The 15,304-nt window shown below is 66.9% G+C and carries 15 protein-coding genes and 1 riboswitch; of the genes, 2 read left to right on the top strand and 13 right to left on the bottom strand.

Annotated elements, in window-relative coordinates; translation table 11 throughout:
* Window positions 1–4: 4 nt before the first annotated feature.
* The 5 genes from BJ985_RS09800 to BJ985_RS09780 form a co-directional block, all read right to left on the bottom strand.
* Window positions 5–808, bottom strand: a complete 804-nt coding sequence (locus BJ985_RS09800) for a cytochrome c biogenesis CcdA family protein (RefSeq protein ID WP_179387343.1) — start codon at window positions 806–808, stop codon at window positions 5–7.
* On the bottom strand, window positions 809–1,420 hold the full coding sequence (locus BJ985_RS09795) for a TlpA disulfide reductase family protein (protein ID WP_179387342.1): 612 nt from the start codon (window positions 1,418–1,420) through the stop codon (window positions 809–811).
* Entirely contained in the window at window positions 1,420–2,028 is a 609-nt protein-coding gene (locus BJ985_RS09790; RefSeq protein ID WP_179387341.1) for a histidine phosphatase family protein, read from the bottom strand. Before BJ985_RS09790 ends, BJ985_RS09795 begins: the two co-directional genes overlap by 1 nt.
* Window positions 2,029–2,050: 22 nt before the next feature.
* Window positions 2,051–3,361: a glutamate-1-semialdehyde 2,1-aminomutase gene (gene hemL / locus BJ985_RS09785; RefSeq protein ID WP_179387340.1), complete on the bottom strand. Its 1,311-nt coding sequence runs from the start codon at window positions 3,359–3,361 to the stop codon at window positions 2,051–2,053.
* Window positions 3,362–3,974: 613 nt separating this feature from the next.
* Window positions 3,975–4,289 carry a DMT family transporter gene (locus BJ985_RS09780; protein WP_179387339.1) on the bottom strand — a complete coding sequence of 105 codons (315 nt, stop codon included), beginning with the start codon at window positions 4,287–4,289 and terminating at the stop codon, window positions 3,975–3,977.
* Between the two features lie 8 nt (window positions 4,290–4,297).
* A riboswitch (guanidine-III (ykkC-III) riboswitch) is annotated at window positions 4,298–4,363 on the bottom strand.
* A 31-nt stretch (window positions 4,364–4,394) separates the two neighbouring features.
* Between BJ985_RS09780 and BJ985_RS09775 the strand changes: the two genes are divergently transcribed.
* Together BJ985_RS09775 and BJ985_RS09770 are read left to right on the top strand one after the other, a co-directional pair.
* A complete protein-coding gene (locus BJ985_RS09775; RefSeq protein ID WP_005327238.1) occupies window positions 4,395–5,243 on the top strand; it encodes an NAD(P)-dependent oxidoreductase in 849 nt (282 codons plus the stop codon).
* Between the two features lie 116 nt (window positions 5,244–5,359).
* Window positions 5,360–6,397: an HNH endonuclease signature motif containing protein gene (locus BJ985_RS09770; RefSeq protein WP_179387338.1), complete on the top strand. Its 1,038-nt coding sequence runs from the start codon at window positions 5,360–5,362 to the stop codon at window positions 6,395–6,397.
* Between the two features lie 71 nt (window positions 6,398–6,468).
* On the opposite strand, the gene BJ985_RS09765 is transcribed toward BJ985_RS09770, so the two are convergent.
* From BJ985_RS09765 to BJ985_RS09730, 8 genes are all read right to left on the bottom strand, one after another.
* Window positions 6,469–7,848, bottom strand: a complete 1,380-nt coding sequence (locus BJ985_RS09765) for a protoporphyrinogen oxidase (protein WP_179387337.1) — start codon at window positions 7,846–7,848, stop codon at window positions 6,469–6,471.
* Complete coding sequence (hemE, locus tag BJ985_RS09760) at window positions 7,849–8,883, bottom strand: uroporphyrinogen decarboxylase (protein WP_179387336.1); 1,035 nt, start codon at window positions 8,881–8,883, stop codon at window positions 7,849–7,851.
* A gap of 37 nt (window positions 8,884–8,920) precedes the next feature.
* Window positions 8,921–9,412: a hypothetical protein gene (locus tag BJ985_RS09755; RefSeq protein WP_005327229.1), complete on the bottom strand. Its 492-nt coding sequence runs from the start codon at window positions 9,410–9,412 to the stop codon at window positions 8,921–8,923.
* Window positions 9,409–10,152: a hypothetical protein gene (locus tag BJ985_RS09750; RefSeq protein ID WP_179387335.1), complete on the bottom strand. Its 744-nt coding sequence runs from the start codon at window positions 10,150–10,152 to the stop codon at window positions 9,409–9,411. Before BJ985_RS09750 ends, BJ985_RS09755 begins: the two co-directional genes overlap by 4 nt.
* Window positions 10,153–10,161: 9 nt before the next feature.
* Window positions 10,162–11,145 (bottom strand): porphobilinogen synthase, encoded by a 984-nt coding sequence (gene hemB / locus BJ985_RS09745; protein ID WP_005322998.1) that lies wholly within the window; start codon window positions 11,143–11,145, stop codon window positions 10,162–10,164.
* A gap of 28 nt (window positions 11,146–11,173) precedes the next feature.
* On the bottom strand, window positions 11,174–12,850 hold the full coding sequence (locus tag BJ985_RS09740) for a bifunctional uroporphyrinogen-III C-methyltransferase/uroporphyrinogen-III synthase (RefSeq protein WP_236587044.1): 1,677 nt from the start codon (window positions 12,848–12,850) through the stop codon (window positions 11,174–11,176).
* A 208-nt stretch (window positions 12,851–13,058) separates the two neighbouring features.
* Window positions 13,059–13,946, bottom strand: coding sequence for a hydroxymethylbilane synthase (gene hemC, locus BJ985_RS09735; RefSeq protein WP_086588918.1), 888 nt, complete (start codon window positions 13,944–13,946; stop codon window positions 13,059–13,061).
* Window positions 13,947–15,281 carry a glutamyl-tRNA reductase gene (locus BJ985_RS09730; protein WP_179387333.1) on the bottom strand — a complete coding sequence of 445 codons (1,335 nt, stop codon included), beginning with the start codon at window positions 15,279–15,281 and terminating at the stop codon, window positions 13,947–13,949. It lies immediately after the preceding gene.
* Between the last annotated feature and the right edge of the window lie 23 nt (window positions 15,282–15,304).

Genomic DNA, 15,304 nt, shown 5'->3' with positions numbered 1-15,304 from the left:
TCTCCTAAATCAGGGTTGCGCCAAAGTTGCCGGTCCACTGGCGGATGAGGCTAATAAACTCGCCCCACAGGCCGGTTACCAGGGCCAGGCCGACGAGGATCATGGCCACGCCGCCGATTATCTGGATGGTATGCGAGTGCTTGCGGGCCCACGAAATCGAGCGCATCGCCCGCGCAGAGCCCAGCGCCACCAGCAGGAACGGCAGGCCCAAGCCCAGGCAATAAAAGATAATGAGCAGCACGCCACGCGCGGCCGTCATGCCTTCGGTGCCGGCCGATACGGAAATAATGGCGGCCAGCGTTGGGCCCAGGCACGGCGTCCAGCCCAGCGCGAAAATCCCGCCCAGCAGCGGCGCACCCAGCCAGGTGGTCCAACGCTTCGGCGCCATGCGGGTGTCCTTCTGCAGCGCCGGGATCGCGCCGAGGAAAACCACACCCATCAGGATGGTCACGCCGCCACCGATGCGCATGAGCGTCTCCTCATTGAGCCGGAGCGCGGAAATCGCGCCGAATACGGAAACCGTCGCCAGCAGGAAAACCACGGTAAATCCCAGGATAAACAAGGCGGCGGCCAGTACCACGGCCCATTGCCTGCGCTTGCCGACGCCCACCCCCAACTCACCGTCAAACGTAACCTCGCCGCCCACCACGCCGGCCAGGTAGGAAATATAGCCAGGCACCAGTGGGACGACGCACGGGCTGGCAAAACTCACCAGCCCCGCCACGGCGGCCGCGAACAGGCCCAGAATGAGTGGGCCGGAGGTCGCGGCCTCGGCAAAAGAGTTGCCGATGCTCGCTGCGTTGTCCATTTATTCCTTTTCTAATTTGTCCACTACGTCCATCACATCTTGAGCGGTGATGGACCGCAAGAAGACCGTAGCCGGGCGGTGTTGTTTGTCCAAGACGATGGTGGTCGGGACCACGGAGGTGGGCACGCCGCCCAGGGCCGCCGCGGTCTTAAATGGTGGATCGTAGATGGAGGGGTAGGTCAGACCATTATCCTTGAGAAAGTCATTGGACACCTGCGGGTTATAGTCGCGCACATTGATGCCCAGCACGGTGCCAAGATCGCGTTTTTGCAGCTCGGTGTGAATTTCCTGTAAGTCATCGGCCTCGGCGCGGCACGGAGCGCACCACTGGCCCCAGGAGTTGAGCACGACGATTTCGCCGTCATAGTCCTCCAGGGAAATGGTCTTATCCCTATCGCGCACATCCTCGCCAGAGAAGGTGCGCAGCGGCTTGCGCTCAGATTCCTCGTAGTTGATGACCTTTTCGCCGCCGGGCGTGATGAACTCGAAGTTGCCGCCGGTAGCAACCGCGTTTTGCGCTTTATCGGAGTCCTGCGAGCAACCGGCAAGCGGCAGCGCTACCGCCACCGCAGCAAGCACCGCGCCGACTGCGCGCCTGCGTTGTAGTGCCATTAAATCTCCTGCGCCGGTTCGGAATAGAAGATATCGGTGACCTGGTTATCCTCAAAAAGCAAAGAGGTGACCGAGGCCAAGTCGCATTCGCGATTCCACGGCGCGTGCGGCAGGCGCTGGCCCAGCACGGTACGCTGCACCATCACAATGGGCAGCTGGTGGCTGACCAAGATCGCCTCGTGGCCGGCTGCGGCGGTGCGGGCGCGCTCGATGGAGCCCAGCATGCGCTCGGCAATCTGCTCATAGGGCTCGCCCCACGAGGGCTCCAGCGGGTTGACCAGCAGCGGCCAGCGGCGCGGGTTCCACAGCGCGGAACGCAGGCCTTTTGTGCGCAGGCCCTCGAAGCGGTTGCCGGACTCGATGAGTGTCTTATCGACGTCCACGTCTAGCCCCGTTACCTGCGCAATCGGCCGCGCGGTTTCCTGGGCGCGCTGCAGCGGCGAGGCCGCCAGGTAGGTCACATCGTGGTCGCGGAAAGACTCCGCGGTGCGCGCCGCCATGGAATGCCCGCGCGAGGACAGGTGATAGCCCGGGATGCGACCGTAGAGGATCTTCTCCGGGTTGTGGACCTCGCCGTGGCGCACGAGGTGAACGATGGTGCGTGTCATGTCTCTCCTTAGTGTGCGGGACTTAATGTGCGGGACGCGCGGCGGCCGCCGCCTGGGCGGCGGGCTTGAGGGCGGCTTCGATGAGTTCAAAGTCGGCGTCGGTAAGTGCATCCGAGACAAACCAGGTCTCGAATGGGCTCGGTGCGACGTAGATGCCGTTATCCAGCAGGGCGTGGAAGAACGGGGTGAAGCGGAAGGTCTCGGCCGCCTGCATATCGGCAAAGTTGCGGCCCTCGCCCTCGGCAAAGCGGATGGAGAACATCGACGACGCCCGCTGGATGTGGTGCGCTACGCCCTCGGCCGACAGCGCGGAAGAAATCATGCCGGTCAGGCGATCCGCGTTGGCCTGCAGGCGCTCGTAGAGCGATTCATCGGCCAACTCCAAAGACTTCAGGCCGGAGGCCATGGCCACCGGATTACCGGACAGCGTGCCGGCCTGGTAGACCGGACCGTCCGGGGCGAGGTAGTCCATGACTTCGGCGCGGCCGCCAAAGGCAGCGGCCGGCAGGCCACCGGAGACGACCTTGCCGAAGGTCACCAGGTCCGCCGCCACGCCATCGACGCCGTACCAGCCCTTATAGGAAGTGCGGAAGCCGGTCATGACCTCGTCGAGGATGAGGAGGGCGCCGTCGCTATGGGCGACGTCGGCAAGCGCGGCGTTGAAGCCCTCTTCTGGTGCCACGGTGCCCATATTGCCGGCCGAAGCCTCCGCGATGATGCAGGCGATCTCGCCCGGGTGCTGCGCAAATGCCTCGCGCACGGCCTCGATATCGTTATAAGGAACGACGATGGTATCGGCCGCCGTCGCGCCCGTAACGCCCGGGGAATCCGGCAACGCAAAGGTCGCCACGCCGGAGCCGGCCGAGGCCAACAGCGCATCCACATGGCCGTGGTAGCAACCCTCGAACTTCAGCACCTTGGCGCGGCCGGTGTAGCCGCGGGCCAGGCGCACCGCAGACATGGTGGCCTCGGTGCCGGAGTTGACCATGCGCACCTTATCGGCCGCGGTGCGTGCGACGATGGCTTCCGCGAGCAAAGCCTCACCCTCGGTGGGCGAGCCAAAGCTCAAGCCGACCGCAGCGGCCTGCTGCACGGCCTCCACAATCTCTGGGTGCGCATTGCCGTGAATCATCGGGCCATAGGAGCTGACCAGGTCAACGTACTCGTTGCCGTCGACGTCCCACAGGCGCGAGCCCGCACCGCGCTCAATCACGCGGGCCTGGCCGCCCACGGAGCCAAACGCGCGCACCGGCGAGTTCACCCCGCCCGGAATCACCTTGGAGGAACGCTCAAACCACTGTTGCGACTGGGAAGTATTAGGCATGTCTGACATTCTAGCGATTCGCGCGCTATACAAAAGTTGGAGTGCGCGATTCACAGTCAGCCGCTAAACTTCGGGGCGTTGCACTTTTCAATTCGGGGGGATTTTCAATGCAGCGCACTCTCATTTTCGCCATCCTGGCCGCTTTCTGCCTCGCCGGCTGCGCCCAGCCCGCGCCCGAGCGGCCGCTGCCTACCTCGGTGGGTGCCACCCCGCTTGCCGACGCCCCCTCCTGGCAGCCCCCTCCCCGCCCGCTCGCCCCGCGCGACCTGCCTCGGGAGGACGCCCCGGTTCCCTCGCCGCCGACCGAGCGGCCTTCCCCATCGCCCGCGGCGCCGGCGCCTGAGTCTGCGCCTGGTTCGCGTCCTGCCCCGGCTCCCGCGCCCCAGCAGCGGCCCGCGCCAGCGCCTGCACCGGCGCCCGCACCCCGCCCGCAACCAGCGGCGCCGGCCCCACGCCCACCTGCGCGGGACAAAAGCGGCCTGCCGAACCTCAATATTCCGCCGCACGAGGTGCGCGGGCGCATCGAGGACGCGGTGCCTGATATGCCGGCGGTGCCCGCTATGCCTGCGCCCGCCCCGCCGCCGGCGCCGCCGCTGCCGCCTGCGCCGCGGATTCCGGGCCTCTAGCTCACTGCTTTCAGCCCAACGATGCCGCCGATGATCATGGCGAGGAATAGCACCTTCCACACCGTCGCGGCCTCGTGTCCGGCGACGAAGGAATAGATGACCGCCACCGACGCGCCAACGCCCGCCCACACCGCATAGGCCGTGCCTACCGGGATGCTGCGCATCGCCCACGCCAGCCCGCCCATGGAAATCGCGCAGGCCACGAGGAAAATGAACGAGGGCCACAGGCGAGTAAAACCTGCGGACCTATCCAGCGCCGCCGCCCACACGGCCTCGAATGCGCCGGAGAAAATCAAGATGAACCACGCCATAGTTGCTTCCTGGCCGTCTTGTCGCGTTGCCGGGTACGGCTCCCTCGTCCGGGGCTCGCGCAAGCCGCGGCGAACCTGCACCCAATGATGGCACACTAGGAAACCATGAAGATTGCATTTCTTGGAACTGGCCGCATGGGAACCGAACTAGCCCGCCGCCTGCTCAACGAGCAAGACGGCATCGAGTTGACCGTCTGGAACCGCACCGCCGAGCGCGCCCAGCCGCTGGTGGAGGAAGGCGCCGAGCTTGCCGCCTCGCCCACCGAGGCCGTAGCGAACGCCGAGGTCATTATTACCTCGCTCTTCGGGCCGGACGATGTCCGCGAGGTCGTCGTCGAGCCGCAGCTCATCCCCGCCGGCGTGACGTGGATCGACACCACCACCGTCTCGCCCAACGATGCCCGCGAATTCGCCGCCGCCGTGGAAACCTACGTCCACGCCCCGGTCGTCGGCACGCTCGGCCCGGCCCGCGAGGGCAAGCTCGGCGTCTATGTGGGCACGCCTGACGACGCCCGCCGCGAGCAAGCCATGTCCCTCGCCGAGTCCTGGGCGGGCGAAGACAAGCTCATCGGAGTGGAGGCGGCGGCCACGGCGGCCATCGGAAAGCTGCTGGCGAACCTCGCGCTCGCCGTCACCGCCGAGGGCCTGCTCGAAGCCCTACAGCTCGGCGAGTCCGAGGGCCTGGACTCCGAGGTGGTGCTGCAGATGCTCGATATCACCGGCTTGTCATTCATCGCCAATATGAAGGCGCCGTTTATCACCGGCGAGCGCAATACCGACCCGGGCGATTTCACCGTCGACGCCCTGGCCAAGGACGCCAAGCTCATGGAGATGACCTCCACCAAGCCGCTGCCCGCCCTGACCGCCGCCATCGGCCGTTTTGAGGAAATGCAGGCCATGGGTCACGGCGATCAGGACTTCTCCTCCATCTTCGTTTTCCGCAATAAGGGCTAGTTATCCACAGGCCCGTCGGGCGTGCGGGCCAAAATTCGCCCTGTGGGCCCTAGTTATCCACAGCTTCGCGCGCTCATCCTCGCACAGGTTGCGCGCCGTGGCTTAGGCTGCGGGGCATGACAGCTCTTCAGACCTATCTCGCGGCCCTGGCGCCCGGCATCGACATCGTTGCCGGGTGCGCTGGCATGTCTGAAGACCAGCTGCGCGCTGCCGGTGCGCCCAATAAGACGGCCCACACCTTGCTCACGCTTGCCGACGCCCTCTTTGCCCCCACCTCCTTTGCCCGCCTGCAGCGCCAGGCGGTTACCGCCGCCCGCGACCGCGCCCACCCGCTGCCCACGCTGGAGGTAATCGAGCGCTACGCATCCCGCGCTAAGACCAAGCGCGATGCCTGGCGCCTGCGCGTGGAGCTGTGCCGCACCGCCGCCGATACCGATGAGATGGAAAAGCTGGCGCGCAAAAAGCTGCGCGAGCTCAATCCCCCGACCCCGCCGCGCCCCGGCGTGCGCATCCGCCGCCGCAAGGACGCGCCGTGGACCCTCGCGATTACCGGGCCCTCTTCGCTCATCGCGGATTTGGAATCCAGCCTGGATGAGGATGCTCCCCTCGATTCCGTTGCGGAGCTCTTCTCCCCTGCCGGCGCCTCGCCGGCTGCCCGTCCGACCATTACGACCAACGCGATCATCACGCTCGACGAGCTTGACCGCATCATCGATGGCGACGGCGAGGAAATCACCATCCAGCTCACCAACGGCGCCCACCTCACTGGCGCGGAACTTGTCTCGCGCACGCTGGCAGACCGCGGGCTTATCACCCTCGTCCACCCCTTTGAGGGCGCGGTCAACCTCTACCGCACGGAACGCATGGCCAACGAGAAGCAGCGGCTCATGGCCGCCGCGGAAAATCCGGTATGCCCGTGGGCCGAATGCAACTATCCGGCGGATAAATGCCAGGTGCACCACTTGCAGGCGTGGCGGCACGGCGGCGATACCAATATGGCAAACCTCGCGACCTGTTGCCCGTACCACAACGGCGTCAACGACGATGACCCTAATGCCCCACCGGTGCGCGGGCGCCTCGTTCGGCGCCGAGGCCGCGTGGTGTGGCAGCCGCCCTGGGCTCACACCGCGCCATCACCGTCACCGGCCCACTAGCCCCCTAAACCGCCAGGCAGCAGGATGCCCTGCTGCCGCATTGGCATGCCCGCAGCTAGCGATCCCCGCAGCTAGCGAGCGATACGAGCCGCAGCAGCGCGGGCGTCCGCGATGACGTTTGGCACCCCAACCCCGCCGGCCCAAGCGCCGGTGGCATCGATGCCCGGCGTCGCTGCGAGCGCACCGCGCGCGCCGGCCACGGTTTCCAGGTGGCCGGCATCAAAGCGCGGCAAACCGCCGAACCAGCGCTGGGTGAAAATCTCGGCAACGCCCGCGGCGCGGCCGTCGAAGCCGGTGAGGCGCTGGAGGTCGTCGAGGGCATAGTCAACGAGGTCGTCCTCCTCGGCGCGGACGATGGCGTCGTCGCCAAAGCGGCCGAAGGAGGCGCGCACCAAGGCACCGCCGCGCTCGGCCAGGTGCGGCCACTTGCGAGAGGACAGCGTGAAGGCCTTGGCGTGCACGTCGTCTTGGTCCGTAGCCACGAGGATGCCAGAGTTCTGCGGCAATGCGTTGCCGGCCGGGTCCGTGTCAGACTCGAACTTCAGGCCCACGACTGCCGACGCCGCCAGCTTCACGCTCTTCAGCCGCTCCGCCGCCCGCGAGGACACCTTGGGCAGCAGGCGCGCTGCGGTCGGAGCCGGGGTGGCCACCAGCACGCGGTCGAAGGGGGCGGTATCACCGGGTGCGCCGGACAAGCGGAATTTCTCGCCCTCGCGAGTGATCCCGGAGATGAAGGTATCGAGGTAGATCTTGGCACGGGATTTATCGGCCAGCGCCTCGTAGAGTTCTGCGTAGCCGCCGCGGAAGGTCTGAAAGACGGGTCCGCCGCTGCTCGGCTTGGCCGCGCGGGCTTCTTCCAGCGAGCGGACCGCGGCCGAGAGGGTGACTGGGCCGCGCGCGGAGAGTGCGTCGAGCGTCTCGGCCAGCGCCGGGATGGTCGCGCGCACACCCAGATCGTCGGCCGAACAGGAGTACACGCCACCGAGGAGGGCGGAGATAACGTGGTCAACGAGGTCGTCGCCAAACTGCTGGCGCACCAGGCGGCCGACGGAGACGTCGCTGCCGGCCGTCCACTCGAAAGGCTCCTCGTTATCGATGCGGCGGGCGGTCTCAGCCGAGACCAGGTGTGCGACCGGCTCCGAGTGCGAAGGAATGCCCATCATCCCGCCGCGCGGCAGCGGCTTAAGCTCGCCGGAATACACCAGCGAATGCAGGCCGGAGGGCTCGACCAAGCTCCCGCCCAGGCCGAGGGATTCGATGAATTCCACGGCGTCGTGGCGGCGGGCGAGGAAGGCCTCGGCGCCCATGTCGGTGGGGCCGTCATTAAACGGCACGGAGTACAGCTTGCCTCCGATACGGCCGGCGGCCTCGAAAACCTCAACGTCGTGGTCGCGCAGCTCGTAGGCGGCCGTCAAGCCCGCCAGGCCAGCACCAATAATCGCAATACGCATTTAGCCCTCCTCGTGGATGATGGATACGGCGCGGGTGATGGCCTCCGCGTCGGTAGTTGGCAAGACCCCGTGGCCGAGGTTCCAGATATGGCCGTCGATATCGCCGCGCTCGCGGGCCCGATCGACCTCGCCGCGGATGGTGCGCACGGCCTGACGCACGGCGTCGTCGCCGGCGAAAAGCATGGCCGGGTCGAGGTTGCCCTGCAATACGCGGGCGCTTACGCGCTCGGCCGCGGCGTCCATAGGCACGCGATAATCGACGCCCATAACTTCCGACCCCGCCTCCGACATGGCCGGCAACAGCTCGCCGGTGCCGACGCCGAAGTGAATGCGTGGAATCTCCACGCCAGCCAGGATTTCCCGGGAGTACGGCAGCACGAACTCGCGGTAGTCGCGCTCGTTGAGGTAGCCGGCCCAGGAATCGAAAAGCTGCATGGCGTCAATGCCGGCGTCGACCTGCACCTGCAGGAAGCGGGTGATGGTCGGCACCAGGCGGCGCATGAGCATGTGCCAGGTCTCCGGATCTGCGTGCATGAGGGCCTTGGTGCGCTGGTGGTTCTTGGATGGCCCGCCCTCAATGAGGTAGCTGGCCAGCGTGAACGGCGCGCCCACAAAGCCGATGAGCGCTTGGGTTTCGGTGAGCTCGGCCAGGATGCGGGCGATGCCCTCGGTAACCTCGGGGACGTCGGCTTCTAGCAGCGGCAGCTTGCCGACGTCCTCCCTACTCCTCACCGCCTGCTCCATCACCGGCCCGCGACCCGGCACGATATCGACCTTGACGCCCGCGGCTTTAAGCGGGACGACGATATCGGAGAACAAAATGGCGGCGTCGACGTCGTGGCGGCGCACCGGTTGGAGGGTAATTTCTGCCAGCAGCTCCGGCATGAAGCAAGAATCAAGCATGCTAATCCCCTCGCGGGCGGCGCGGTACTCCGGCAGCGAGCGGCCGGCCTGGCGCATGAACCAGACTGGGGGTCGGGAGGGGGTGCGGCCGAGGGCGGCGTCGATAAGCGGGGCACGATTGAGTCGAGACATGCCCCAATTATGAATCAAAAGTTGGAGTGAGGGCTAATTAGCCACGCAGGCTGCGGTCCTTGATGAAGCGGTTGGACTGCGGCTGGAAAAGCAGCGCGAGGGCGACGATCAGGGTGATGGGGATAATCAACAGCCCGAGCCCGCCGATGCCGAGCGCGAGGGCGGCGATATTGGTAAACAGCGCGAACGCGATGACCGCGGTGATGATGCGGCGCGCCCACTTGGACCCGCCGGCCAGCTGCGCTGCGAAGAGCGCAAGCAGGATGGCGCCGACGGCATTGGTCACCGCGACAAACAGGCGATTGGAGTGGAGGTACTCCGCGACCTGCGCATTCTGCGGCTCTGCTTGTGGCCCGCCCGAGCCGAAGATGCCCACCATACCGCTCACCAGCATAATCACGGCGCTGACGACGAGCACCCAATATGCCCAGCGCAGCGGCCGCGGCCACGCGTCGAGGCTCTCCTTGGCGGAGGTGTTTCGGGCCGCGCGGTTATAGTCGCGGGGCCCGGGCCGCTCGGTGTTATTCATCGCTTATCCTCCTGATCAGACCGGCCGACGCGGTCGGTGCGGTTGGTGCGATCGCGCTTGCTGCCGTCGCGGTTGCCGCGCTGGTCGTCCTTGGAGCGCTTGCGCTCTTCCTCGGCGCGCTTCTTCTCGCGCTGCGCTTGCTCGAGTTCCTTTTCCAGCTCGCGCATCTGCTCGAGTTCGCCGGTGTAGTCCAAGGTCTCGGCCCGCACGGAGAAAATCAGGCCGAGGACCGCCGCGACGCCGACAAGGATCTGCACCATGCCATCGGCGGCAAAGAGCCAATCGGGCACGTCCGCGCCGGCCGGGGTGACCATGAAGGTCAGCAGGATGCGGAAGCCGAAGTAGAGCGAGAAGGCGAACCACACGCGGCGCGAGGTGCCGGCCCGCTTGCTGCGGTTAGCAAGGGACCGCAACAGAAAGGCCAGCAGCACAATAATCGCAAGCGAAATGGCCGCCGAAAGGGCGACGGAGCCGTAGGCGGCGGTGCGGAGGAAGGCGTCGGAAAGCTGGGCTTCATCCACGCCGGCCGGTGCGGACTTCGCCATCTCCTTGGCCTGCGACATGAGTACGTCGTGGTTGAGCAGCGTGAGCACCACGTTGAGCACCTGGTGCACGGCCTCGCCGCATAGCGCACCCAGCCACAGCCACAGCATGTACGTCACGGACTCCGGCCGCTGCTGCTGCCGCGGCGGGCGTTGCGCGCGAGGGGCAGGGGCGGGCGACGGGGGCGTAGCAGTCACAGGGGTCCTTTACTTGAGCAGGCGGGCGGCTTCGGTAGCGAAGTAGGTCAGAATCTGGCCGGCGCCGGCGCGCTTGAATGCGGTCAGGGACTCGAGCATGATGGCTTCGCCGTCGATCCACCCGTTGGCGGCCGCGGCCTTGACCATCGCGTACTCGCCGGAGACCTGGTAAACCGCGACCGGCACGGGAGAAGTCTCCGCCACGGCCGAGAGCACGTCCAGGTAGGGCAGGCCGGGCTTGACCATAACGAAGTCCGCGCCTTCTTCGATGTCGAGCTCGGCCTCGAGCAGGGATTCGCGGAAATTACGCGGATCCTGCTGGTAGGTGCGGCGGTCGCCCTCGAGGGAGGAGCCGACGGCATCGCGGAACGGGCCGAAGAAGGCAGAGGCGTACTTGGCGGAATAGGCCATGATGGCCACGTCCTCGTGGCCGGCCTCGTCGAGATCGGCGCGGATGGCGGCAACTTGGCCGTCCATCATGCCGGACGGGGAGACGATCTGGGCGCCGGCGCGGGCTTGGGAGCGGGCCATGTCTTGGTAGAGCTTGACGGATTCGTCGTTAAGCACGCGGCCCTTGTCATCCAGCACACCGCAGTGGCCGTGGGAGGTGAACTCGTCGAGGCAGGTATCGGCCATAACGATAAGGTCATCGCCGAATTCCTCGTGCAGGCAGGAAATACCGCGGTTCAAAATGCCCTGCGGGTCCCAGGCGACGGAGCCGGTGTCGTCCTTGTCCTCATCGAGCGGCACACCGAAAAGGTCGATGCACGGCACGCCGGCCTCCAACGCCTCCTCGGCCGCGCGGCGCAGGGAGTCGAAGGTGTGCTGGTAGACGCCCGGCATGGAGGGAATCTCGCGCGGGGCGTCGAGTCCGTCCACGATGAACATGGGCAGAATCAGGTCCGAGGGGCGGACCTCGGTTTCAGCCACGAGGTTGCGCATCTGCGGGGTGGTGCGCAGGCGGCGTGGGCGGCGGGCTGGGAAGGTGCTCATTGGGTACTCCTTAGAGCGAGACTAAAACTTATGCCTTGTCGACCTTAGTAGCCTTCTTGCGCGAACGGCGTTTCTTGCGCGGCGCGGGCAGGTTTCCGGCGGCGCGGAGGGCGGCGACGTGGTCTGCGAGGGCGTCGACAAGCGCGGGCACGTCCGCAACTTCGGGCACCACATCGACGCGCAGGCCCATTTCTTCCGCGGCCGCTCTTGCCGACGGCCCGATACACGCAATGATCGTCCGCTGGTGCGGTTTGCCCGCAATGCCCACCAGATTGCGCACGGTGGACCCGGAGGTGAAGGCGACGGCGTCGAAGCCGCCGGTCTTGATCATGTCGCGGATTTCGGCCGAAGGCGGGGCGGCGCGGACGGTGCGGTAGGCCACGACGTCGTCGACCTCCCAGTCCAGGGCCTTGAGCCCGTCAACCAGGGTGTCGGCCGCGATATCGGCGCGCGGGAGCAGGACGCGGCCGACGGCGTCGATGTCTTCTACGAAGTTGGGGAAGACATCGAGCAGGCCCTCGGCGTTCTGCTTCTTCTTGTGTGGCAGGAGCTCCGGGACCATGCCCTTGGCGCGGATGGCGGCCGCGGTTTTGGTACCCACGGCTGCGAGGTGGACGCCGGCGAAATCGCGGGCGTCGAGGCCGAGCTGGGCAATTTTATCCCACACCGCGGTCACGGCGTTGACGGAGGTGAAGACGATCCACTTATAGCGGCCCTCGACGATGCCTTTGATGGCGCGGTCCATCTGCGCCGGGTTGCGCGGCGGCTCGATGGAGATGGTGGGCACGTTTTGCGGGATAGCGCCGTAGCCGGCCAGGCGCGCGGACATCGGGCCGGCCTGCTCCTTGGTGCGCGGGACGAGCACGCGCCAGCCGTAGAGCGGGCGATTTTCCCACCACGAGTACTTGGTGCGGTCGTCGATGCTGCGGCCTAGGGTGACCACGAGCGGCCCGGTGAGGTCCGCGTCGAGCTTGCCCATGGTGCCCAGCGTGGTCTCGTAGGTGCGCTGCAGGCGGGTGGTGCCGTGGACGGTGACAAATGCTTCGGTCTCGGCCGGCATGCCGCGCTGCTGCAGCTCGTCGGAGATGACCGGCAGGTCTTCCTTGGTGGCCTGCAGGACGATGGGCTGGGTGGCATTGGCCAGCGCGTCCCAATCGGCGCCGTCGGTAACGTCGGCTTCGGTATAGGTCGAACCGAGCGCAATGCCGGCAAAGGACGGCACGGTGGATGGCAGGGACATGCCCGGCACCACCTGGAATTCCAGGCCGGCAGACGCCACGGCGTTGATCTCGGCCTTGATGGACTCGCGGTGCAGCGGGTTGCCGGTGACCAGGCGGATCACATCCTCGCCATCGGCCTCGACCAAGCACTCGCGCAGCTGGCCGACGATATCTGCGGCCGGCTCGTACAGCACCGCGGCCGTCGGCGGTGCGGGGCGCGGCGGTTTGCGGCGCGCGCCCTTGGCTTTGGCATCGGCGCACATTTGGGCGTATTCGGCCTCGGCGGCGTCGAGAAGCTCTTGTGGAACGGGCAGCGCGGCGGCGACGGCATCGCGCACGCCCTGCATGACCTGCGGATCGGTCACGGCGATGGCACTATTTGCCAGAACCTCGCGGGCGCGGACGGTCAGCAGGTCGGGATTACCTGGACCAGCGCCCACAAAGACGATCTTGCCCAATTGGGTGTCTGGCGCGGCATTGCTCATAAAGTTCTTTTCTAAAATCGGGCGCGCGGCACCGCGCACGGACATGATCGCATGCGGTGTGGTTCCCCGCGCCGGCGGTGGGTGACACGGTCTTAACGGCCAAAATCCCAGGCCTTGCGTCCTGGGATGCCCTTAAAGGGGGCCGGATCATTGCGGGACAATGATCTGTGGTATCTACACCTTAAATTATTAGCGCCTAAAGGCGAAATTACTTGCCCAGCAGCTCGGCCGCGCCACCGGCGAAAAGCTCGTCCGAGATGCGCGCGCCAAGATCGGCGGCTTCGGCCGCGGAGCCGGAGGCGGTGGCGGTGAGCTGGCGGGATCCATCGAGCGCGAAGACGCCGCCGCGCACGGTGAGCTGGTCGCCGTCCCAGCGCGAGGTGGCGGCCACCGGCGCGGTACAGCCGGCCTCGAGGCGGGCCAGCACGGCGCGCTCACCGGCAGCGGCGGCCGAGGCGCGGTCGTCGACAATGGCGTCTAGGGCCGCGGCGGCCTCGGTGCCGGCCACGGCCTCGATGGCGAGTGCGCCCTGGGCCGGCGCCGGCATGAAGACGGAAGGCTCAAAGATTTCGGTGGCGCGGTCTGCGTAGCCGCCGCGCAGCAGGCCGGCGTAGGCCAGCAGGACGGCGTCGAGCTCGCCGTCGGTGACCTTGGACATGCGGGTATCGATATTGCCGCGCAGCGGGCGAATCTCCAGGTCCGGGCGGAGGGCGGCCAGCTGGGAGATGCGGCGCGGGGCGGAGGTGCCCACGCGCGCGCCCTGCGGCAGCTGCGCCAGGCTCAGGCCATCGCGGGCGACGAGCGCCTCGCGGGAATCCTGGCGCTGCGGCACGACGAGGCGGAAGCGATCATCGGGCGCGGTGGGCAGGTCCTTAAACGAGTGCACGGCGATATCGCATTCACCGGCATACAGCGCTTCGCGCAGCGCCTGGGTAAATACGCCGATGCCGATGCGCTCGACGGGCGCCATGTTGACGTCGCCGGCGGTGGTGACGATGTGGAGTTGGGAGTCAAAGCCGGCGTCGATAAGCCAATCGCGCACATGGCCGGCCTGGGTGGTGGCGAGCTTGGAGCCGCGGGTACCAATCTGAAACATCTAGGCCTCCTTAGTCATGGTGGGCAATTCATTGACGGCCACGGACACCCCGGAGCCTTCCAGCTGCAGGCCAAAGAGCTCCTGCAGGGCGCTTTCGCTGCTGACGCTGCTTTCCGACGCCGCCAGCTTCTTCGCCCTAACCGTCGGTTCATGCAGCAGTTTATCGGCCACGCGCTTGAGCGCGCGCTGAACGTCCTCGAGCTGCTTGCCCGCGAGCTCGGGGTGCTTGTGCTGCAGGCGCGCGGCCTCGCACTCGACGAGATCGGCCGCGCGACGGTGCAGGGCGCTCACGGCTGGGGCGACGTCGCGCACGCGCTGGGCCGAGGTATAGGCCGCGAGTTCTTCGTCGACGATGTGGCGGGCCTGCGCGTGCGGGCTGGTGCCGGCCGCGAGATCGGTGGAGGCGGCCGAGAGCGACTTACTCAGGCGCTCGATATTGACCAGATCCACGCCCTCGGCCGCGGCGGCGGCATCGTCGATATCGCGCGGCAGGGAGAGATCAATGAGCATGAGATCGCGGCCGGCGGGGAGGTCGGCGGCCTCGATGGTGAAGTTATCGGCGCCGGTGGCGGAGATGGCAAGGTCGACGTCGGAAAGCGCGGCGGCGCGCTCAGCAAAGTCCACGACGCGGGTGGCAACGCCCGCCTCCTCGGCGTGGCTGGCCAGGCGCTCGGCGCGCTCGCGGGTGCGGTTGGCCAACACCAGCTCTTTGACGCCCAGCCGGCCGGCGTGGGTGGCGGCGAGGGATGCCATGGCGCCCGCGCCAAGGACCAGCGCGGTCTTGCCGCTCAGGTCTTCGGCGTCGAGGCGCTGCAGGGCCTGGTCGAAGGCGAAGGACACCATGGAGGCGCCGGCTTCGTCGATATCGGTCTCGGAGTGGACGCGCTTGCCGGCCCGTAGCGCGGCCTGCGCCAGTGCGTGGATGCGCGGGCCGACCGTGCCCTGCTCCGAGGCGGACTGGTAGGCACTGCGCACCTGGCCGATGATCTGCTGCTCGCCCACCACCATGGAATCCAGGCCGGAGGTCACGGACATCAGGTGCTCGGCCGCGGCGTCGGCATAGCGCACGTAGAGGTAGTTGCGCAGCTCCTGCTCGCCCACGCCGGAAACCTGGGTGAGCACGCGCACGACTTCCTGCACGCCGGCGTGGAAGGAGTTGGTGACGGTGTAGACCTCCATGCGGTTGCAGGTGGAGATAATCATGGCCTCTGAAAGTGGCTCGGCCGCCACGAGTTGCCCGCAGGCGGAATCCTGGACCGCACTATCCATGCTCAGCTTTTCCAGCAGCGCCACCGGCGCCGATTGGTGGGACATGCCCACGACGAGCACGCTCATGCACAACACTCCTCAACCCTTTG

This window comes from Corynebacterium tuberculostearicum (assembly GCF_013408445.1).
In the GTDB taxonomy this organism is placed as follows: Bacteria; Actinomycetota; Actinomycetes; order Mycobacteriales; family Mycobacteriaceae; genus Corynebacterium; species Corynebacterium tuberculostearicum.
This window is presented reverse-complemented; position numbering and strand designations above follow the sequence as displayed.